Source organism: Dyella sp. ASV21 (genome assembly GCF_016428975.1).
In the GTDB taxonomy this organism is placed as follows: Bacteria; Pseudomonadota; Gammaproteobacteria; order Xanthomonadales; family Rhodanobacteraceae; genus Dyella.
On the sequence record NZ_JAELTT010000029.1, the window covers coordinates 22,668 to 42,895 of the forward strand.

At 65.3% G+C, this 20,228-nt stretch carries 17 protein-coding genes; 4 read left to right on the top strand and 13 right to left on the bottom strand.

Annotated elements, in window-relative coordinates; genetic code table 11:
• Nucleotides 1-12 precede the first annotated feature (12 nt).
• The 4 genes from JHD67_RS11640 to JHD67_RS11655 form a co-directional block, all read right to left on the bottom strand.
• Nucleotides 13-1,329, bottom strand: coding sequence for an ABC transporter permease (locus JHD67_RS11640; protein WP_199099347.1), 1,317 nt, complete (start codon nucleotides 1,327-1,329; stop codon nucleotides 13-15).
• Between the two features lie 10 nt (nucleotides 1,330-1,339).
• Nucleotides 1,340-2,506 carry an ABC transporter permease gene (locus JHD67_RS11645; RefSeq protein ID WP_199099348.1) on the bottom strand — a complete coding sequence of 389 codons (1,167 nt, stop codon included), beginning with the start codon at nucleotides 2,504-2,506 and terminating at the stop codon, nucleotides 1,340-1,342.
• Nucleotides 2,507-2,516: 10 nt separating this feature from the next.
• Entirely contained in the window at nucleotides 2,517-3,203 is a 687-nt protein-coding gene (locus tag JHD67_RS11650) for an ABC transporter ATP-binding protein (protein ID WP_199099349.1), read from the bottom strand.
• 77 nt (nucleotides 3,204-3,280) lie between these two features.
• Entirely contained in the window at nucleotides 3,281-4,528 is a 1,248-nt protein-coding gene (locus tag JHD67_RS11655) for an efflux RND transporter periplasmic adaptor subunit (protein WP_343214352.1), read from the bottom strand.
• A 241-nt stretch (nucleotides 4,529-4,769) separates the two neighbouring features.
• On the opposite strand from JHD67_RS11655, the gene JHD67_RS11660 reads away from it, so the two are divergent.
• The 3 genes from JHD67_RS11660 (at nucleotide 4,770) to JHD67_RS11670 (ending at nucleotide 7,509) form a co-directional block, all read left to right on the top strand.
• Nucleotides 4,770-5,456 (top strand): fumarylacetoacetate hydrolase family protein, encoded by a 687-nt coding sequence (locus JHD67_RS11660; RefSeq protein WP_199099351.1) that lies wholly within the window; start codon nucleotides 4,770-4,772, stop codon nucleotides 5,454-5,456.
• A 93-nt stretch (nucleotides 5,457-5,549) separates the two neighbouring features.
• Nucleotides 5,550-5,960, top strand: a complete 411-nt coding sequence (mscL, locus tag JHD67_RS11665; protein ID WP_199099352.1) for a large-conductance mechanosensitive channel protein MscL — start codon at nucleotides 5,550-5,552, stop codon at nucleotides 5,958-5,960.
• A gap of 109 nt (nucleotides 5,961-6,069) precedes the next feature.
• On the top strand, nucleotides 6,070-7,509 hold the full coding sequence (locus tag JHD67_RS11670) for a M20/M25/M40 family metallo-hydrolase (protein ID WP_199099353.1): 1,440 nt from the start codon (nucleotides 6,070-6,072) through the stop codon (nucleotides 7,507-7,509).
• A 64-nt stretch (nucleotides 7,510-7,573) separates the two neighbouring features.
• Here JHD67_RS11670 and JHD67_RS11675 read toward each other — a convergent pair whose 3' ends face one another.
• From JHD67_RS11675 to JHD67_RS11685, 3 genes are all read right to left on the bottom strand, one after another.
• A complete protein-coding gene (locus JHD67_RS11675) occupies nucleotides 7,574-10,675 on the bottom strand; it encodes an efflux RND transporter permease subunit (protein ID WP_199099354.1) in 3,102 nt (1,033 codons plus the stop codon).
• A gap of 17 nt (nucleotides 10,676-10,692) precedes the next feature.
• Nucleotides 10,693-11,823 carry an efflux RND transporter periplasmic adaptor subunit gene (locus JHD67_RS11680; protein WP_199099355.1) on the bottom strand — a complete coding sequence of 377 codons (1,131 nt, stop codon included), beginning with the start codon at nucleotides 11,821-11,823 and terminating at the stop codon, nucleotides 10,693-10,695.
• A gap of 213 nt (nucleotides 11,824-12,036) precedes the next feature.
• The gene (locus tag JHD67_RS11685) at nucleotides 12,037-12,501 is read right to left on the bottom strand and encodes a MarR family transcriptional regulator (RefSeq protein WP_199099356.1); all 465 of its coding nucleotides are present in this window, start codon (nucleotides 12,499-12,501) and stop codon (nucleotides 12,037-12,039) included.
• 88 nt (nucleotides 12,502-12,589) lie between these two features.
• On the opposite strand from JHD67_RS11685, the gene JHD67_RS11690 reads away from it, so the two are divergent.
• Nucleotides 12,590-13,114: an O-acetyl-ADP-ribose deacetylase gene (locus JHD67_RS11690; RefSeq protein WP_199099357.1), complete on the top strand. Its 525-nt coding sequence runs from the start codon at nucleotides 12,590-12,592 to the stop codon at nucleotides 13,112-13,114.
• Here the strand turns inward: JHD67_RS11690 and JHD67_RS11695 are convergent.
• Genes JHD67_RS11695 through JHD67_RS11720 form a run of 6 tightly spaced genes read right to left on the bottom strand, consistent with a single transcriptional unit; the run spans nucleotide 13,098 to nucleotide 20,102 of the window.
• Entirely contained in the window at nucleotides 13,098-14,783 is a 1,686-nt protein-coding gene (locus tag JHD67_RS11695) for a BatD family protein (protein WP_199099358.1), read from the bottom strand. The genes JHD67_RS11690 and JHD67_RS11695 overlap by 17 nt on opposite strands.
• Entirely contained in the window at nucleotides 14,780-16,672 is a 1,893-nt protein-coding gene (locus JHD67_RS11700; protein ID WP_199099359.1) for a VWA domain-containing protein, read from the bottom strand. The genes JHD67_RS11695 and JHD67_RS11700 overlap by 4 nt, the downstream gene beginning before the upstream one ends.
• Nucleotides 16,669-17,649 carry a VWA domain-containing protein gene (locus JHD67_RS11705; protein ID WP_199099360.1) on the bottom strand — a complete coding sequence of 327 codons (981 nt, stop codon included), beginning with the start codon at nucleotides 17,647-17,649 and terminating at the stop codon, nucleotides 16,669-16,671. Before JHD67_RS11705 ends, JHD67_RS11700 begins: the two co-directional genes overlap by 4 nt.
• Nucleotides 17,642-18,181, bottom strand: coding sequence for a DUF4381 family protein (locus JHD67_RS11710; protein WP_199099361.1), 540 nt, complete (start codon nucleotides 18,179-18,181; stop codon nucleotides 17,642-17,644). The genes JHD67_RS11705 and JHD67_RS11710 overlap by 8 nt, the downstream gene beginning before the upstream one ends.
• A complete protein-coding gene (locus JHD67_RS11715; RefSeq protein ID WP_199099362.1) occupies nucleotides 18,178-19,110 on the bottom strand; it encodes a DUF58 domain-containing protein in 933 nt (310 codons plus the stop codon). The genes JHD67_RS11710 and JHD67_RS11715 overlap by 4 nt, the downstream gene beginning before the upstream one ends.
• Complete coding sequence (locus tag JHD67_RS11720; protein WP_199099363.1) at nucleotides 19,107-20,102, bottom strand: MoxR family ATPase; 996 nt, start codon at nucleotides 20,100-20,102, stop codon at nucleotides 19,107-19,109. The genes JHD67_RS11715 and JHD67_RS11720 overlap by 4 nt, the downstream gene beginning before the upstream one ends.
• Nucleotides 20,103-20,228 lie beyond the last annotated feature (126 nt).

Below are 20,228 nucleotides of genomic sequence, written 5' to 3' on the forward strand. Positions count from 1 at the left end.
ACGCCTTGGTCTTCAAAGCTCGCGCAGTGCCGTGGTCACCGGCAAACGCGCGGCCCGCATGGCCGGGAACAACCCGCCGATAAAACCGATCGCCAGCGCCCATTTCAGGCCCGTCCACATCAGCGCAGGCGACACCCTCAGCTCAAAGCTGAGCTTGCCAACGGTGCCCGCCGCCAGGGTGGACGCGCTGTACCCGTTGAAGATCAGCCAAGCCAGCACGCCGCCCAGCACGCCACCTATCAGGGCCAGCAGCATGGTCTCCAGCATCACCGCCACCACCACCGGCAGACCGCGAAAACCGATGGCGCGCAGCGTGGCGATTTCACGTGCGCGGGTCGCCACGGCCGCGAACATCGTGTTGAGCGCGCCGAACATGGCGCCGATCGCCATGATCACACCCACGGTGATGCCGATGATCCGGATCACCTTGGTCATGCCTTCAGACTGCTTGCTGAAGTAGTCCAGTGTGGTGTTCACATCCACCTTGAGTTGCGGATTGCTTTCCAGCTCGGCCTTGAACGCATCGTAGGCCTTGGGGTCGGTGAGCTTGACCACCACCGAGGCGCGGCTGCTGCCGCGACGATAGGTGTCGGCCACCACATTGGCGTCGCCCCATACTTCCGAGTCCATCGCATCGCCGGAAGCGAATACGCCCACCACCGTCCATTGCTGGTTACCCAGGCGCACCGCATGCCCCGGCTCCAGTCCCGCGAACTCCTTGGCGGCGCCCTTGCCGACGATCAACTCGCGCATGCCGGGCTGAAAGTTGCGGCCCTGCACGATTTTCACGTTGGGGCGCACCGCCCAGGCTTGTTCGCTGACGCCGCGCAACTGCACGCTGCCCTCGTCCTCCGCCTTGCCACCGCGCAAGGGAAGGTTCGCGGCCACCACCAGCTCGGGCGAAGCGATCGGCTGCCCCTTGGCGTCCTTGGCAATGCCTGGCGCTTGCGGGATCAGCACAACGCTGTCGTGATCGAGCACCGACATTACCTCGGCGGCGGATGAGCCGCGCATCACGATGGCGGTATCCGCGCTGCCGGTCTTGCGCAACGTTTCGGCATAGCCCTCGCCCATCGCCAGCAATGCCACCAGCACGCCGACCACGCCGGCGATACCCACCACGATCACCGCGGAAGAGCCCAGGCGCTGACGCAAGGTGCTGATGCCTACGTTGGTGACCGACGCGGCCTGGCGACCGCGCCGCGTGAACAGCATCCACGCAGCGAACAACACCGCCAGCACCAGCACGCCCTGCCAAGGCAAGACGATCCATAACGCCAGGAATGCCGCCACCAGCAACAACAGTGCAAGATTGATCAGGAAATTCATGGTGTGCTCCTCAGCGTCCGGCCAGGGCGTCGACGATGTTCAGGCGCATGGCGCGCAGCGCGGGCAACACACCCACCAGCAGGCCGATCAGGATCATCAGCGTCAGGCCAAGCAACCAGCTGTTGGCGCCCACTGGCGGCAGGTTCAACATGCCGCCGCTGCCCGCGCCGACGATTGGCACGATGAGCGAGGCGAGCCCCAGCCCAATCACACCGCCCAGCAGCAGCAAGAGCACCGACTCGGCCAGCACGATGGCAAGCACGGCGTGATTGGAAAAGCCAATCGTCTTGAGCACCGCCAGCTCACTCGTGCGCTCACGCACGGCCTGCATCATGGTGTTGCCCGAGAGCAATAGCAGGGTGAAGAACACCGCACCCATGATGGAGCCCACGATCAGGCCGATATCAGCGAGCTGCTTCATCCAGCTCGCGGTCGCGGCCTGCTCGGTCTGCGTGCGTGTCTCGTGATCGGAGTTGGCGGAAATGGCATCGATGGCCTTGGCCACGCGGTCAGCCTGATTTACGTCCGTGACGCGGGTGACGTACCAGCCCACCTGGCCGCGATTGAACGGCGTGGTTTCATCGAAGTATTTCCAATGCAGCAGGAGCATCTGGTCGAAGAAGCCACCGGCCTTCTTGTCCTTGGAGTGCAAGATGCCCACCACGTCGAAGGTCCAGTTCTTGCTGCCTTGGCGATTGGGGAAGATGGTCGATTGCAGCGGAATCTTGTCGCCCACTTTCCAGTTGAAGCGCTTGGCCAGCTTCTCGCCCACCAGCACGCCGGTACGCGTATCGTCGAAGGCCTTGCGCTCGGCCGCGCTCACGTCGATCTCCGGGTAGAGATCGATGTAGTTGGGCTCCACCGCAAAGCTGAAAACCTGGTTGTGCGGGTCCTGATAGGCGCCGCCGAACCAGTTGGCATAGGTCACCAGTTTCACACCCGGCACCTGCGCAATCTGCGACTCCAGCGATTGCGGCAAGGTCTGGATGAAAGAGAGCTTGGAGCCGGTTTGCAGCCGTTGCGCACCGTTGGCGCTCTGCCCGGCCTGATTGAACGAAGTGCGCACCGCGTCGAGCATGCCGAACAAAAGGAACGCGGCGATGATCGACACCAGGGTGAGCACCGTGCGGGCTTTGCGCCGGAATAGCGCCGCCCAGATGAGATGGAGATATTTCATCGCCGCCTCCTCACGCCAGTGCCTGTTCGACCAGCGTGCCCTTGTCCAGATGCAGGGTGTGATTGGCGTACTCGGCCGCCTTGGGATCGTGCGTGACCATGACGATGGTCTTGCCGTGCTCGCGGTTGAGCACACGCAGCAGTCCCAGCACCTCCTCGGCGGACTGACGATCCAGGTCACCGGTGGGCTCATCGCACACCAGCAAGGTGGGGTCAGACACGATGGCCCGGGCAATCGCCACACGCTGCTGCTGGCCGCCCGACAACTCGCTGGGTTTGTGCGTGGCGCGGTCGTCCAGGCCCACCAGTTGTAGCGCGATGCCTGCATTCTTGCGTCGCTGCGCCGCCGACAACTTGGTCAGCAGCAAGGGCAGTTCCACGTTGCGCTGCGCCGAAAGCGTCGGCATCAGGTTGTAGAACTGGAACACGAAGCCCACGTGCGACGCGCGCCACTTGGCCAGCGCGCCCCCGCTGAGCTGGTCCAGGCGCTGACCGGCGACGGTGATGCCGCCGCCGGTGGGCGTATCCAGGCCGCCGATCAGGTTGAGCAAGGTGGTTTTGCCGGAGCCCGAAGGGCCCATCAGCGCCAGGAAGTCGCCTTCGGCGATATCCAGGTTGATGTGATGCAACACCTCTACCTTCTGCTTGCCGCGTTGGTAGACCTTGGAGAGGTCGCGGGTTTCGATCAACGTGCCCATGCTCAGTGCTCCCGAATCGTTCGCTACGCATCGCGCCGTGCGATGCACCCGATCACGCCTGGCGGTCGAACAACCGCCTATTCCTTGGATTTGCCTGCCTGTTCCACGCGCATGCCGTCGTGCAGCTCAGCCGGTGGGGCGATCACCAGGGTGTCGCCTGCCTCCACGCCCGACGGCAGCAGACGCAACTCACCCTGCCCACCCGCCGCAGGCGATACCGCGCGCTGGTGCGCGGTGTCATTGGTCACGATGAACACCACGGTGTGCCCCTCGCGCTCCACCAGCGTGGTGGCCGGCACCAGTACGCCTTGCAGCGGCGCCGTGCTGACGCTGGCGTTCTTCTGTTCGAGGAAGGACACGCGCACGCCCATGTCGGGCACGATACGTGCGTCCTTGTTCTCCAGCGCCACGCGCACTTTCACCGTGGCCTTGCCGCGGTCGGCGGCGGGCACGATGGCGATGACGTGCGCGGGGATCTTCCAGTCCGGGTAGGCATCCAGCACGGCCTCGGCCGGCATGCCGGGCTTCACGCGGCCGATATAGGCCTCGTTGACGTCCACGTCCACTTCCAGCGAATCCATGTCCACCACGGTGCCCACGCCCGTGCGGGTAAAGCCGCCGCCGGCCGAAAACGGCGAGACGATTTCGCCGATCTGCGCGTCCTTGGTGGTAATCACGCCGTCGAACGGGGCGCGGATCACGCAGTAGTCGAAATTGACCTGCGCCACGGCCACCTGCGCATCAGCCGAATCGGCCGTGCGTCGCTGAGAAATCAACTGGGCACGCGTGGCATCGACCTGGGTGCGCGCCTGCTCGGCGCTTTGCTCGGTTACCAATCCACGCTTGGCCAAGGTTTCGGCACGCACGGCATCGCGTTCGTTCTGAGCCAGTTGCGAGCTGTACTGCGCCACCAGGGCATGCGCGGCGGCCGCCTGGGTGCGGGCGGCGTCCAGGGCTGCCTTGTATTGCGCATCATCAAGACGGGCCACGATCTGGCCCTGTTTGACGTGATCGCCTTCTTCGATCAACACCTGGGTAAGCGTGCCAGTGATCTGGGCGGAGACGGTAGCCTGCCGGCGCGCGGTGACGTAACCGGTGGCTTGCAGCACGGCGCCGGCCGATGCGTTGGACGCGGCCGGCTGCGCCTGCGCCGTCTGCACCACCATGGCGCGTTTGCCCGCGCCCCACCAGACACCCAGACCCACCAGCAACACCACGCCAAGCACGCCGCCGACGATCCACAGCCAGCGCCCTGGACCTCCGCCGTGTTCCTCGCGCTGGTGCTTCTCGATGCGCAGTTCTTTTAGAAGATCCGCATTCGCCACAGCCACTCCCTGCCGGCCCCGCCGGTGATCCGATATGGCACACGATGATGGAGCGGGCATGTACCGGACAGGGCGCTGCATCAGCCATTGGCGATGACAGCTGTCATCCGATGGACCCGCGCTTTCGGGCGGCGACACGATGACCCACGGCCGCCGGCCGGTTGTACTGCAAGCGTCCACCAAAAAAAGCTGACGCGACAGGGAATCGCTCCGGCCCCGCCAGATGCTAGGCTTGCCGACCATGTCATACGCCATTACGCCCCCCCGCCTTCCGAGCCTGCCGATCGTTGGCAGCGAGCAGCGTTTTCCGGTCCGCCGCATCTTCTGCATCGGCCGCAACTACGCCGAACACGCCCGCGAAATGGGCGCTACCGTGGACAAGGACACGCCGCTGTTCTTCTGCAAACCCGCCGATGCGGTGGTCACCGACGGTGCCGACGTGCCCTACCCGCAGGCCACGCATGATCTGCATCACGAGATCGAAATGGTGGTGGCGCTCGGCGCGGGCGGACGGGACATCCCGGTCGACCAGGCCGCTTCGCTCATTTGGGGCTACGGCGTGGGCCTGGACCTGACCCGCCGCGATCTGCAGGCCGTGGCCAAGGCCAAGGCGCATCCATGGGACGTGGCCAAGGCCTTCGACCACTCCGCCCCGGTCTCGGCGCTACGCCCCGCGGCGGACGCATCGCTGGATGCTGACACCACGCTGACACTCAGTATCAACGGTGAGCTGCGCCAACAGGGTCGGCTCGGCGACATGGTGCATGGCGTAGCCGAGATCATCGCCATTCTCTCGACCCTGTTCGAGCTGAAAGCCGGCGACCTGATCTTCACCGGCACCCCGGCCGGCGTCTCGGCGCTGCATCGCGGCGACCGCTTCCACGCCGAACTGGCCGGCGTGGCAACGCTGGACGGTCGCGTCGCCTGAACTTGCGCCGATGCGCGATGGCGCCACGCCTGTCGCGCCTTGGGCCGCCTGCGCTAAAGTTCCCCTCGCCAATCAAATCGAGGGAGTGAAAGCATGAGCATGCTGAAAGAGTTCAAAGAATTCGCCATGCGTGGCAACGTGATCGATCTGGCCGTCGGTGTGGTCATCGGCGGTGCGTTCGGCAAGATCGTCACCTCCTTGGTTGACCAGATCATCATGCCGCCGATCGGCATGCTCACCGGTGGCATCGATTTTTCGCAGATGAAGTGGGTGCTCAAGGCCGCCGACAACAGCGACCCGGCGCACAAGGTCGCCGAAGTGGCCATCGGCTACGGCAGCTTCATCAACACGATGATCCAGTTCATCATCATCGCCTTTGCGATCTTCCTGGTGGTCAAGGCCATCAACAAGCTCAGCCGTCGCCAGGAAGCCGCACCCGCGGCACCGCCGGCCGACGTGGTGCTGCTCACCGAAATTCGCGACCTGCTTAAAAGCAAGCCGTAACAAGGCCTTCGGCCCGGACGCCGCCTTGGTGTCCGGGTTTCATGACTTCTGGCCTAAGCGTAGGCCTAGCGGCAGTCCATAATCGAGGTTTCCGCCCAAGGAGTCCCCGATGCGTCGCCTGCCTCTTTCCCTGCTTGCTGCCAGCCTGATGCTTGCCATCGGCACGGCCAACGCCGCCAGCCAGACCACCATTCCCGCCGCAGCCGTAAAGACGGCCGAACAGCTGCGCGACAAGGCCATGGGCGACAACACGGGCTACCAGATCGTGGAATCGCTTACCACCGAAGTGGGCGCCCGCCTGGCCGGCAGCCCGGCCGACGCACGCGGTCGTGAGTGGGCCATCGCCAAGTTCAAGGAGCTGGGCTACGACAAGGTCTATACCGAAACGGTGACCTACCCATTATGGGAACGCCGCAGCGAGCACGCGGAGATCGTGGCGCCCTTCCCGCAGGCGCTGGACCTGATCGCGCTGGGCTATTCGGCCGGCACCCCCAAGGGCGGCCTCACCGCGGAAGTGGTGCGCTTTGACAGCCTCGACGCGCTGAAGAAGGCCGACCCGGCCACGGTCAAGGGCAAGATTGTGTACGTGGACGCTCATATGGAGCGCCACAAGGACGGCCACGATTACGCCATCGGCTCATCGGTGCGCGTAGGCGGCCCGGTGATCGCCTCCAGGATGGGCGCTGCGGGCTTCCTGCTGCGCTCGGCCGGTACCGACGCCAACAGCCGCACCCCGCATACCGGCGTGACCGGCTTCAAGGATGCCAAGGACGCCATCCCCGCCGCCGCACTGTCCAACCCGGATGCCGATCAGCTCACCCGCGTACTGGCTTACGGCAAGCCGGTCAGCATCAAGCTGGAGCTCGATTGCGGCATCACCGGCACCTATACCGGCGCCAATGTGATCGGCGAGATCACCGGCAAGAAGCATCCCGAACAGGTGGTGGCCATTGGCGGTCACCTCGATTCGTGGGACCCAGGCACGGGCGCGATTGACGATGCCTCGGGTGTCGCCATTGCCATGGCCGCGGGCAAGCTCATCCATGACCTGCCGCAGCGTCCGGATCGCACCATTCGGGTAATCGCCTTCGCCAACGAGGAAATGGGCCTTTGGGGCGGCCGCGCCTACGCCGACAAGCACGCATCGGAGGTGTCCAGGTTCCAGCTCGGTACCGAGTCGGACTTTGGCGCGCGCAAGATCTGGCGCATGACCGCCAGCGTGAAGCCCGAGGCACGTGGCGCCATCGAGCAGATCGCCAAGGTAGTAGCGCCCATCGGCGTGGACTACGACGCCAGCAAGCCCGGCGGCGGCGGCTCCGACCTCTCGCAGATGCATGCCAAGGGTATGGCGGCACTCAGCCTGACGCAGGACGGCACCGACTATTTCGACTATCACCACACCGCCAACGACACGCTCGACAAGATCGATCCCAAGGAACTGGCGCAGAACGTGGCGGTGTATGCAGCCTTCTCGTACATGGCTGCGCAGGCCAACGGCGACTTCGGCTCCGCGCCGAATGCCTTCAAGAGCGACGGCGCAGAAGACTGATCGCTGCGGCATGAAAAAAGGCGGCCCCCAGGCCGCCTTTTTTTTGTCCGCATGCGACGCCCCCTCAGGGCGATACCGGACTCATCACGGACGAAGGCTTGCGCGAGAACCGCGCATTCAAGCGATCCAGGTACAGATAGATCACCGGCGTGAGGTACAAGGTGAGCACCTGCGATACCAGCAGGCCGCCCACCACCGCCAGGCCCAGCGGACGGCGGGTTTCCGCGCCCGCCCCCAGGCCCAGCGCAATCGGCAAGGTGCCAGCGAAGGCCGCCATGGTGGTCATCATGATCGGGCGGAAGCGCACATGGCAGGCCTCCACGATGGCGGCAGCCGGCGATACGCCCTCGTTGCGCTGCTTTTCCAGCGCAAAGTCGATCATCATGATCGCGTTCTTCTTCACGATGCCGATCAGCATCACAATGCCCACGAAGGAGAATAGATCCAACGGCGCGCGGAAGAGCATCAGCGTCAGCAGCGCACCCACACCCGCCGATGGCAGGCCCGAGAGAATGGTCAGCGGGTGAATGAAGCTCTCGTAGAGAATGCCCAGCACCAGGTAGATCACGAACAAAGCCAACACCAGCAGCACGCCCATGCCGCGCATGGAGTCCTGAAACGCCTGTGCCGTGCCCTGCACGCTACCGGTGATCGACGGCGGCAAGTTGAGCTGCCTCATGGCGCCATCGATGCGCGACACCGCCTCGCTCAGGCTCACGCCAGGCGCCAGGTTGAACGACACCGTGACGGCCGGAATCTGGCCCTGGTGATTGACCGTGAGTGCCTGCGGCTTGCGTTCGAAATCCGCCACGGCATTCAGCGGCACCAGGGTGCCCGTGCTGGAGGTGACATAGAGTTGGGACAGCACGTCCATATCGTTCTGCAGCGCGTAATACACCTGCAGGATCACCCAGTACTGCGCCGACGCGCCGTAGATGGTGGAAATTTGATTTGCCCCGAAGGCCGACCCCAGCGCCGTCTGCACCTGCTCCATGGTCAAGCCCAGTGTGGCGAGCTTGTCGCGGTTGACGTTGACCACCACCGACGGACCGTTGAGATCCAGATCGCTGGTCACGTCCTGGAAACCCGGCAGCTTGCTGAAGGCGTCGATGACCTTGCCCGACCAGCCATACAGTGCATCGGTATCGATCGACTGCAGTGTGTATTGGTACTGCGCCTTGGATTGGCGACCGCCGACCTGCAGCGACGGTGGGTTCTGGATATAGGCACGAAGGCCGGGCACCTGCGCAAATTTGGCGCGCAACTCCTGAATGATGCCATTGGGATCGAGCGAGCGCTCGCTGGCCGGCTTGAGGCGCAGCAGGATCGAGCCGTTGTTGGTGGTGGTACGCGCGCCGCCACTGCCCACCGACGACATGTAGCCCTCGATATTCGGATCGGCCTCGACGATCTTGGCCAAGGCCTGCTGGCGTACCGCCATGCCCTTGACCGAGGTGTCATCCGGGCCTTCCACATTCACGTTGAGCTGACCCGAATCGCCCGCGGGAATGAAATCCTTGTCCACCACCACAAACAACAGGCCGGTGAGCAGCAGGCTGCCGAAGAACACGCCCAGGATGGTGCGCGGGTGCGATACCGCCCAGCCCAGGGTAGTGGCATAACCCTGGCGTACCCGTTCGAAGCCACGGTCGAACCACAACACCACACGCGCCTTTTTTTCATGTTCCGCGTGGCGCAGGAAGCGGCTGCACAGCATGGGCGTGAGCGTGATGGAAACGAAACCCGAAATCAGGATCGCCACGCTCAGCGTCACCGCGAACTCGTGGAACAAACGCCCCACGATGCCGCCCATGAACATCACTGGCAGGAACACAGCCACCAGCGACAGGGTCATGGAGAAGATGGTAAAGCCGATTTCGCTGGCACCCTTGAGCGAAGCCTCGTATGGGTCCATGCCGTCCTCGACATGGCGCACGATGTTCTCCAGCATCACGATCGCGTCGTCCACCACAAAACCGACCACCAGGGTCAGCGCCAGCAGTGAGAGGTTGTCCAGGCTGTAGCCCAGCGCAAACATGGCGCCAAAAGTGCCTACGATCGATACCGGCAATGCCAGGCCAGGAATCAGCGTAGCCGAGGCATTGCCGAGGAACAGGTAGATCACCAACACCACCAGCACACCGGCCAGCAGCAGGGTCAACTGCACGTCCTCCACCGAGGCGCGGATCGACTCGGAGCGGTCATACAGCACCGCCAGCTTGATCGATGGCGGCAAGGTCGCCTCGAAGCTGGGAAGCACCGCGCGAATGCGGTCGATGGTGGCCACCGTGTTGGACCCCGGCTGGCGCTGGATTGCCAGCACAATGGCGCGCTCGCCGTTGTACCAACTGGCGACCTGGTCGTTCTGCACGCTGTCCTCGGCCTTGCCAAGGTCTGCCAAACGCACCGGGGCGCCGTTGCGGTAGGCGACGATGATGTGGTTGTAGCGCTCGGCGCGCTGCAATTGGCCGTCCGAACGGATCGACAGCAACTGGCGATTGCCGTTGAGCGAACCGGTGGCGAGGTTGACGTTGGCATCGGCAATGGCGTTCTGCACGGTATCGATGCCGATGCCATTGGCGGCCAGCTTCTGCGGGTCCACGCTGATGCGCACGGCGTACTTCTGCGCGCCGTAGACGCTCACCTGAGCGACGCCATCGATCATCGACAGGCGCTGCGCCAGCTGCGTTTCGGCGTAGTCGTCGACCACCGACAGCGGCTGCGTGGCCGAACGCAGGGTAAGGAACAGAATGGGCGCATCGGCCGGATTGACCTTACGGAAGGTCGGCGGCGTGGGCATGTTGGTGGGCAGCTGGCGCTGAGCCGAGGAAATCGCCGCCTGCACGTCCTGCGCCGCGCCATCGATGCTGCGATCCAGCTCGAAGGTGAGCGTGATCGATGTAGAGCCGAGCGCGCTGGTCGAGGTCATCGACTGGATGCCGGCGACGGTCGAGAGCTGATTCTCCAGCGGCGTGGCAACCGCGGTCGCCATGGTCTCCGGCGCCGCACCTGGCAAGCTGGCATTGACCGTGATGGTGGGAAAGTCGACGTTGGGCAGTTCGTTGACCGGCAGCTTGGGATAAGCGGCGATACCGAACACCAGCAACGCCACCATCAACAGCGTGGTCATCACCGGCCGCTGGATGCACAGGGCGGGTAGATTCATAGGCTAGGCTCCGCCACTCAGCTCGGGTCGGTGACTATGCGCACGCGCGTGCCGTCCGCCAGCAATAGCTGGCCGTCGGTGACGACGTGCTCGGTGCCGGCCAGCCCCTTCTCGATCACGATCTGTGCGCCGCTGCTGGGGCCGGCCGTCACCATGCGCTGCTGCACCGTGCCATCGGCATTCACCACGAATACAAAGCTGCCAAGCGGCGAATTCTGCAGAGCAACCACCGGCACGGTCACCACGTCGGCCAGACGCGTGGTGGGCAAGACCACCTCCACGAACTGGCCGGGCGTAAGGCGGTCGTCGTCGTTGGCGTAACGCGCCTTCAACTGGATGGTCCCGGTACCGGCATCCACGGCGTTATTGATGAAATCCAGTTCGGCCGACATCGGCGGCGCCTTGGTACCCGGCACACTCGCTGTTACCGGCACTGCACCGCGCGCCATGCTCGCCTTGAGATCGGCCAGCGCAGTTTCGGGAATGGCGAAGGTCAGGTGAATCGGGCGCAGTTGGTTCAGCACCACAATCGAGGTGTCGTTGGCGTTGACCTGCGCGCCGGGATACACCAGCGGCGCGCCGGCCAGGCTATCGAATGGCGCCTGGATCTGCGCATAGCTCACCTGCGTGCGGGCGAGTTCCACGGCCGCCTGATCCGCCTTGACCGAAGCGGCATAGATGCCTTCGTTGGCCTTATAGGTGTCGTAGTCGGACTGCGCCACATAGCCCTTGCCCAATAGCGGTTGATAGCGCTTGAGCACGGTGCGCGCGTTATCCAGCTGTGCCTGATCCTTGGCGAGGTTGCCCTGCGCCTGGTCCAGCTGCGCCTGCAGCAGGCTGGGATCGATGCGCACGATGGTATCGCCCTTTTTCACGCGCCCACCGGGCTTGAACAGCAGCGCCTGCAATTGCCCGCTCACGCGTGCCTGCACGTTGACCGTGGAAAAGGCCTCGGCGCGACCGATCACCTTGAGCGTGAGCTCCAGGTCGCCGCGATGCGCATTGGCCACTTTCACCGGCACCTCGGCGGGCGCGACGGGACTCTTGGCGGCGGCGCGCTCGCCGCCACGAAACAACGGGAGCGCCACCACGACCGCGACAAGCACGGCCGCAAGCAACACGACTTTCTTACGGGACGAACGCTGCATGTTTTCTCCGACCATCGACCGCAGGCCGCGCGCCGATTCAGTGTTGGCGCGCAGCCCCATCGCCGGCTCCGCAAGCCATGCGGACCGACACTGCACCTTGCCTCACCCCGGTGCGTTGCACCGGCCATTGTGAAGCAGCGGTTGCGCCTCCCCGGCACGACCGACAGCACTTGGCAAAAGCATCGCTATGCGGCAGGTGGCGCCGCGAGCGACTCAGACGTCCTCGTCGTCCAGCGACACCGGGCCGTCCAGCGCCTGCAGGTTTTCCTTGAGGCGATTCATGACATCGAGCGCCTGCTGCAGATCGGCCACTTCGATGCCGCGCGTGGCGTCCTTGCGCAAGCCCTTGGCGATCTGTTCCATGTCGGCGATGACGGCGCGAGCCTGATCGGTGACATAGAGGCGCCAGGCACGGCGATCCTTGGGATCGTGGCGTCGCTCGACGAAGCCGGCGGCTTGCAGGCGATCGATCACGCGTCCCACCGCGATGGGTTCCATCTCGAGCAGTTCGGCCAGCTCCGTCTGGCGCAACCCTTCGCGGTAATACAGCATTTTGGTGGCCCGCCATTGCGCACGGGTCAACCCGAATTTCACGGCTCGTCTGTCGAAGTGCTTGCGGAACAGCAAGGTCACGTCGTTGAGGAGGTAGCCGAAGGAAATGTCTTCTGCCTTAGTCATAGATGCGGAGTCGGTCCAGGCGGGCCAAATGTAGGGTCAAGCATATGTCGCAAATACTTGCGAAAGCCACATCTTTAGAGCCAGTGCCATGTCGATCGAGATCGTCGTCGCCGATATCACTCGGCTCAGCGTAGAGGCGATCGTCAACGCTGCCAACTCCACCCTGCTTGGCGGCGGCGGAGTCGACGGCGCCATCCATCGTGCCGCCGGTCCCGAGCTGCTCGCGGCGTGCCGCGCCCTGCCCCAGCACCCGGCAGGCGTGCGCTGCCCCACCGGCGAGGCGCGCATCACCCCGGGCTTCGCACTGCCGGCTCGCTATGTGATCCACACGGTCGGCCCGGTATGGCGCGGCGGGGACCACGACGAGCCACGCTTGCTGGCCCGCTGCTATCGGCAAAGCGTAGCGCTGGCGATCGAACATGGCCTGCGCTCAATCGCCTTTCCCGCTATCAGCTGCGGGGTTTTCGGCTACCCGCCCGAGCTGGCCGCCCCCGTGGCGCTGGGTAGTTTGCAATCGGCGGGGGGCGACGCTCCCGCCATGCGCATGCTGCTGTGCTGCTTTAGCCCATCCATGGCCGCGATCTGGCAGGGCGCACTCAACGCTCCACCTTGAATGGATACAGCGGTGCCAACGGTGAGGCCTCTCCTGTCGCGCCCGCGCTACGCCACATAAAGCCAGCGCGGAACGCCGCCGCCAACTGCTCGCCCAGCGCGGGTGCGTCGGCGCCGGCGTAGTGTTTACGCTGAAGCGCGGCAATGGCCTCCACCTGCGGCATGGCCGCCAGCGCTTGCGCCAGCTCCCCCAGGTTCTGCAGCGCGGGTCGCTCGGTCCGCGCCCAAGCCAGCAGCGTGGATGCCTGCGCCGCCACATCGCCGCCCTGCGCCGCGGCCAGGAAGATGGCTCGCGCCTCGCTCGCATTAGGTGCCGTTGCAGGCGTGCGAACCGTGACGGACGGCCGTTGGCGCCGCAGCCACCACCACAGGGCGCTGATCAACCATAGGCCAAAACTCCCCAGCGCCAACCAACGCCAAGGCAGGCTGTCGGTGGAAGCCGCCGGAATCGCCGCAGGCGGTTGCGGCGCGGCGACTGGCTCGGGCTGCGTCGACGCCGGCGTCGCGGCCTTGCCCAGCGCCGGAAGCACCGTGAAGGTTCGTGCCGGGATGGTGGCGATCTCGGGTTTGTCGGTCACCACGTTCCACCAGCGCAGCGTCGTTTCCGGAATGCTCAAGGTGCCCGGCTGGCCAGGCACCACGGCGAAGCCCTGCTGACGACTGCCCTGCAACCACTGTCCATCCACGCGCGTGCCATTGACAGGCTTGTCCGGATACACGGTTGCACCATCGATCGTGGGCAAGCTCAACGCGGGCAAGGCCTCGTAGGGCAGACCGCTCGCCTGAACGCTCATTACCAGATTGAGCGGCTGACCTACGCGCAGGACGCCCTGGCCCGGCCCACCATCCAGCTTGAGGCTGAGCTCGCGCGCCGGCAGCCACGCGACGTTGGGGTCCTTTATCGCGGCCGGGCGCACGTCGATAGCGACCGGCGGTGAGGACGTGGACACCGGCGTGGCATGACCAAAGAAAGAGTCCGGGTCGGCCATGTCCACCATGTCGCCCTGGAAGGCCACCGAGGGAATGGTCAGATGGCCTTCGCGTTGCGGCGTAAGCGCGTAACGTCGCTCGATCACGTTGAAACGCCGGCCGCCACGCTCCGCCTGATAATTGGTCTCGTTGCCAAGGCGGCGCACATCCGCGCCCGCCAGTTGCGGGTCTTCCAGCGCACCATTGGTAAGGTCCGTGGCGAAATACAGCCGTACGGTGTAGATCAACTGCTGGCCCACGTAGACCGATGGCGTATCCACCATCGCTTCGAGAAAGACGTCTTTACTGCCTGCCGCCGCCGCCGCGGGATCGGGTGCAACCACCTCCAGCTGCAGCGGCGCGGTGGTACCGCCGGCAAACGACAACGCCGGAACGGTGAGCGCGCCGACATGCAAGGGGCGCAAGGCCACGCCCACGGTGAGCTGCGCCGAGCGCCTGCCGTTGATGATGCTGATGCTGGTGTTGCTGGAACTGCCCAATACGGCGAAGTCCTGCGATAGCGCGCTAAGGTCCGGCGGTTGCACCATGCCGGCACCGTTCACGCGCAGATTGAGTGTGACGGTTTCGCCCAGCTCGGCACGCGTGCGATCAAGCGTGGCCTGCACCTCAGCGGCCAGCGTCGCCAACGGACTCAGTGCAAGCAGCACCCAAAGCAGGAGTAGTAAGGAACGAGACTTCACGGCGAATCATCCTCTGCGCTCACGCCGCCGTGGCGCTGGCGATATTCAAGATCGAACTTGCGACGCAAAAGTGCGCCCGGATCATCCGGTACACGCTGCAACGCCTGGCGCACTTCGGCGGGCAGGCGCGCCTGTGCATCGTCGGTTTGAATGGCCCCCAGGTCGTGCCGGGCGGGGGCGCGCGAAGAGGACGACTTGCCCAAGGCCTGATCCATCTCCTTCTGCAGCGCCTGCTGAGCCTGGGCTTCCCGCGCGCGCTCCGCCGCCTGCTGTTCGGGCGTCTTGGGCTGCGTGCCCGCACTGGCCTCGTTCTTGTCGGCGGGCGATGGTGAAGCCTGCTGACGGTTACCGGCGCCCTGGTTGTCGCCATGCGCGTCGGCGGATGGCTTGCCTTCCTCCTGCTTCTGCTGCGCGTCCTTGTCGCCCTGCTGACCCTGCTTGCCTTGCGCGTTGTCCGGCGGCGTGCTGGAAGCGCCCTGCCCACCCTTGCTCGGGTCGTTCTGTGCACCGCCGTTCTGCTGTTGCTGGCGATGCAGCCAATCCTCGACAGCCTTGTGGTTGGCGCGTGCATCGGCGTTGGCAGGATCGGCCTTAAGCACGCGGTCGTACGCTTCTAACGCGCCCTGATAGTCTCCACGCCGAGCCAGCGCGTTACCCAGGTTGTAGGCGGCATCGCTGCCCGGCACCTGACGCAGGGCCTCCGCCGCTGCCGCGTAGTCACCCGCGCGGTACGCTGCGGCGCCCCGCAACGCGGGGTCGCGCGCCAGTTGCTGGGCTTGCTTCGCGTGGCCGGCGCGCAATGCCGCGTCGGCCTGCTGGTCGGGACGCTGCCACAGATCGCTCCAGGCGCTGGCATGCGCTGCATTCGGCAGGCAAGGCAGCAGCACCAGCGGCAGCAACGCCAACCAGCCACGTCGGAATGACAACGCGACCAGCGGAAGCAGCGGCAGCAATAGCCACGGCCCACGATCCTGCCAGTCATCCCCTTGCTGATCCGTGGCCAACAAGGGATGCCCTTCGTTGCGCAACAGACCGTGCAAGGCATCGATGTCGGCATGGTCATCACGCATGGCGACATAGACGCCGCCACCGGCATCCGCCAATGCGCGTAGTGCCGCATCATCGCGCGCGGCCATCACCATGTCGCCGTGACTATCACGCAGGAAACCTTCCGCACCGAGCGGCACCGGGCCGCCTTGCGTCGTGCCCACACCAAGCACCGACACGCGCACACCCGCGGCATTCGCTTTGCGCGCCGCCGCGAGTGCGGCCTCATCGACATCGTCGGTCACCAGCACCAGGGAGCCGCCGCCGACTTTCGCGCCCTGGATCAATGCGACGCTGCGCTCGATCGCCCGCGCCGCATTGTTGCCATCCACCGGCATGGTGTCGGGCGCCAGCGCTTCCAGCAGATCGTGCAGGCTGGCGGCATCCGAGGTGAGCGGCGCCACCACGAAAGCCTCGCCGGCATAAGCGACCAGCGCATTGAGCCCATCGTGATTGGCGGCTAGCAGATCGCGCGCCTTGTAGCGCGCGCGATCGAGTCGACTGGGCGCTACATCGCGCGCCAGCATATGCTGCGACAAAGACAGCGCCACCACCTGCGCCGCACGCTGCGCGTACAACGGCTGCGTCACGCGACTCCAGGTAGGTCCCGCCATGGCGAGCACGGCCAACAACCAACCCAGGGCGAACCACAAGGCGGGCGCGCGTCGATGGACAGCCCGCCCTTGCAGCAGATGCGGCAGCAGCTCAGGGTCTACCAGGCGGGTGAGGGCCTCGCGCTCACCGTTGCGTCGCAAGGCGAAGGCCACCAACACCGGCAGCGCCAGCAAGGCCAAGAGCCACAGCGGACGCAGGAAATGGAACTGCTGCCATGTCGCGATCATGCCCGCGCCTCCTTGCGACGCGGGCGCGGCGCCATCGCCAGCAGCCATGCCAATGCCGACAACGCCAGCGGCCAGCGGAACAACTCGTGGCGGGGACGCAGCGATGGCCCTTGTTGTGAAATCGGCTCCAACGCATCGACGGCGCGATACGCATCGGCCAACTCGCTGGCATCCGTCGCGCGGAAGTAGCGCCCCCCCGTCTGCTGTGCAAGATTGCGCAGCATGCCTTCGTCCAGGTCGGCCGATGGATTGATCACGCGAGTCCCGAACAAGTCAGGCACGCGCATTTCCGTCGCACCAATGCCAATGGTGTAGAGGCGCACACCGGCGGCCTTCGCCGCACGAGCGGCTTCCAAGGGCGCCATGCTGCCCGCGTTGTTGACGCCGTCCGTCAACAGCACCACCACGCGTGCTTGCTCCGGCAGGCTGGCCAATCGCTTGACCGCTACCGCAATCGCATCGCCGATGGCCGTCTCGGTGCCGGCCAGACCCACGGCGGCACCCTGCAATTGCGCGCGCACCGCATTGAGGTCGTAGGTCAATGGCGTCACCAGGAAGGCGCGACTACCGAACAGCACCAGCCCCATTTCATCGCCACTGCGGCGCGCAATGAAGTCGCCGGCGATCGCTTCCACCGCCCCAAAGCGGCTGACCGGCTGGCCACCCAAATGCATATCATCGGTACGCATGCTGCCGGACAAATCCACGGCCAGCAGCATCGCCCGCCCGCTGCGCTGTTGCGCCTGCGGCGGCCCTACCCATTGTGGACGCGCTGCCGCCGCAAGCAGCCCCAGCCACGCCAAGGTCAGCAATACAGTGCGCCAGGTTCCCGCACGCTCTCCCCGCGCTGTCGCCAGATGCAAGCCAGGATGCGGTAAATGCAGGGCTTGCCCTGGCGAAGCGGCGCGCCAAATGCGACGCACCAGCCACGGCAGTGGCAGCATCAGAAAGACCCAAGGCCAGGCGAACTCAGGCACGTCCGGGCTCCTGTCGCGCGCGCGGCGACGATGCCGATGCGCCAGCTTTCGCGTGACGCCAGGCTGCGCGAAGCCACTGGCGAGTCGCCGTCACCACGGCGTCGACGTCCAGCACCACATCGGGCCGGTACATCGCCTGCTCAATCGTCATCAACTGGTCGAGGGTTGCGGTAGTCACCGGCACCTGCGCCAGCGTCTCTCGCCAGGCCACACCCTGACGCTGACCAGCACTGGCGTCATAGCGAAGCGCTACGCGGCGCAGCAACTGATGCAGGGCGGCAGCGAGCTTGGCAGGCTGATCCCGCCAGCGCTGCATCAGCGCGTCCAGCTCAAGCAGCACGGCATGCTCGTCCGCGCGCTGCCGACGTCGCCGCCGCCACAGCCAGACACTGATGCCCAACGCCACTAACAGAAGAAAGGCCAAGGCCCACCAACCGGGGGCCGGCGGCCACCATGCGGGGGCGGGCGGCAGGTGGATATCGCGCAGTTCGGGACCGGGCGCGACGGAGGCGGCGCTGGCAGGCGTACTCATCGCCGCACGCCCGGTGCCAATAAAGCCAGAATGGCATCCAGTGGATCTGCCGTAGTGTCGATTGTGCGATGAGGAATGCCCAGGCTCTGGGCCATCGCGTTCAAACGCGCCTGACCGGCGCCCAGCCGCTGTTGGAACTCGCGACGCTGGCGCTCGCCAAACAATGCCACTTCGCGCCGCTCGCCTTCGTGCTCCAGCGGGTACCGACCCGGCGGAGGCAGGCTGAGCTCGAGCGCATCGGCCACCACCAGCACGCGCACGCCCGCCTTGCGGGTGAGGTCGAGCAGGCGGCCCTTGGCCGCATCGTCGGCCTCCAAGCCATCGCTGATCAGCAAGACGCGATTGGCGCCATGCATCAGCCGATGCGCGCGCGACAGCGCATCGGAGAGAGATTCGCCGCGTTCACGCATCCGGTCGGCGCCCCCATCGGACAGCGCACCGCATACCGCCAACGCGCCACGCGGACCGGCGTCGGGACGCAACAAGCGGTCGACGCAACCAAATTCCATCAAACCCACACGCTCGCCCGCGCGCACCACGTACCACGCGGCCAGGGCGGCGGCGCGCGCCGCCTGCACCGACTTGAACCGCACACGCGTACCAAAGCGCATACTTTGGTTGGTATCGAGCAGGATCAACAAGCGTCCTTCGCGCTCTTCCTGAAACAGTTTGGTGTGCAAACGACCACTGCGCGCGGTCAAACGCCAGTCGAGCCGACGCACGTCATCGCCTGGTTGGTAGATGCGCGATTCGGCGTAGTCCATGCCACGTCCGTACAAACGACTGGATTGCGCACCCGCACGCGCGGCGTGGCTTTCCAGGCGCGGCAATGCCGCTTTGGCGACACGGCTGCGCAAAGCGACCAGTTCAGCGAGTTGAGGGCGCGTGCGCCCGTCGCCGGCGAAAACAGGATTCACGACGGCGTTCACGGTAGCGGCACGAGATCCAGCACTCGGCGAATCACTTGATCGCTGCGCACGCCCTCCGCTTCCGCCTCATAGCTGAGCAGTACACGATGCCGCAGCACTTCGTGGGCGATGGCATGGATGTCTTCCGGCAGTACGTAATCGCGACCGGCCAGCCACGCATGCGCGCGTGCACAGCGATCCAGCGCAATGGTGCCGCGCGGGCTTGCGCCCCAGGCAATCCAGCGCTTGAGCTCGGCCCCGTAGGCTTCGGCATGGCGTGTGGCGAGCACCAGCTGCGCCAGATATTCCTCCAGTGCCGGCGCCATGTGCACGGCAAGCACGGCATCACGGGCATCGAACACATCGGCCTGAGTGAGCACCGGGCGCACAGGCGATACGGGATGAAGACTGCGTCGTGCCTGCTCGCGCGCCAGGGCGAGAATGGCTAGCTCGGCTTCGGCATCGGGATAACCGATGGTCACATGCATGACGAAGCGGTCGAGCTGCGCCTCGGGCAAGGCGAACGTGCCTTCCTGCTCGATCGGGTTCTGCGTCGCCATCACCATGAACAGCTCTGGCAGACGCCAGGTGCTGCGTCCCACGGTGATCTGTCGCTCGGCCATGGCCTCCAGCAAGGCGGACTGCACCTTCGCCGGCGCGCGATTGATTTCGTCGGCGAGCACGATGTTATGAAACAGCGGCCCTCGCTCGAATTCGAAACTGCCCGCTTGCGGGCGGAAAACGTCGGTGCCGGTGAGATCGGCGGGCAGCAGATCTGGAGTGAACTGTACGCGGTGAAAATCCGCCTCGATATAGGCAGCCAAAGCCTTGACGACGGTGGTCTTGGCCAGGCCGGGTGCGCCTTCGACCAGCAGATGGCCATCAGCCAGCAAGGCCACCAGCAGGCAATCGATCAGGTGGGGCTGCCCGATGACGCTGCGCCGCAGTTCATCGCGGACATCAAGGAACGCCTGCTGCAGGCGCGGGGTGGGGAGGGCTTGGGGCATATCCATCGTTGGGTCCATCTCGGAGTCGTGCGTAACCACAGACCTTAAAGCGCTCCGGAAGTTTAGTCCCCGTGACTTCTGGCCGGTGGCGGCCGTTGAACCGAGCAAAGAAAAAGGGCGGCCGAGGCCGCC

Excerpts from the sequence above, each read along its gene's own strand:
- JHD67_RS11640 (WP_199099347.1), bottom strand. The coding sequence starts at position 1,329 with ATGAATTTCCTGATCAATCTTGCACTGTTGTTGCTGGTGGCGGCATTC.
- JHD67_RS11645 (WP_199099348.1), bottom strand. The coding sequence starts at position 2,506 with ATGAAATATCTCCATCTCATCTGGGCGGCGCTATTCCGGCGCAAAGCC.
- JHD67_RS11650 (WP_199099349.1), bottom strand. The coding sequence starts at position 3,203 with ATGGGCACGTTGATCGAAACCCGCGACCTCTCCAAGGTCTACCAACGC.
- JHD67_RS11660 (WP_199099351.1), top strand. The coding sequence starts at position 4,770 with ATGTCATACGCCATTACGCCCCCCCGCCTTCCGAGCCTGCCGATCGTT.
- mscL (WP_199099352.1), top strand. The coding sequence starts at position 5,550 with ATGAGCATGCTGAAAGAGTTCAAAGAATTCGCCATGCGTGGCAACGTG.
- JHD67_RS11670 (WP_199099353.1), top strand. The coding sequence starts at position 6,070 with ATGCGTCGCCTGCCTCTTTCCCTGCTTGCTGCCAGCCTGATGCTTGCC.
- JHD67_RS11675 (WP_199099354.1), bottom strand. The coding sequence starts at position 10,675 with ATGAATCTACCCGCCCTGTGCATCCAGCGGCCGGTGATGACCACGCTG.
- JHD67_RS11680 (WP_199099355.1), bottom strand. The coding sequence starts at position 11,823 with ATGCAGCGTTCGTCCCGTAAGAAAGTCGTGTTGCTTGCGGCCGTGCTT.
- JHD67_RS11685 (WP_199099356.1), bottom strand. The coding sequence starts at position 12,501 with ATGACTAAGGCAGAAGACATTTCCTTCGGCTACCTCCTCAACGACGTG.
- JHD67_RS11690 (WP_199099357.1), top strand. The coding sequence starts at position 12,590 with ATGTCGATCGAGATCGTCGTCGCCGATATCACTCGGCTCAGCGTAGAG.
- JHD67_RS11700 (WP_199099359.1), bottom strand. The coding sequence starts at position 16,672 with ATGATCGCGACATGGCAGCAGTTCCATTTCCTGCGTCCGCTGTGGCTC.
- JHD67_RS11710 (WP_199099361.1), bottom strand. The coding sequence starts at position 18,181 with ATGAGTACGCCTGCCAGCGCCGCCTCCGTCGCGCCCGGTCCCGAACTG.
- JHD67_RS11720 (WP_199099363.1), bottom strand. The coding sequence starts at position 20,102 with ATGGATATGCCCCAAGCCCTCCCCACCCCGCGCCTGCAGCAGGCGTTC.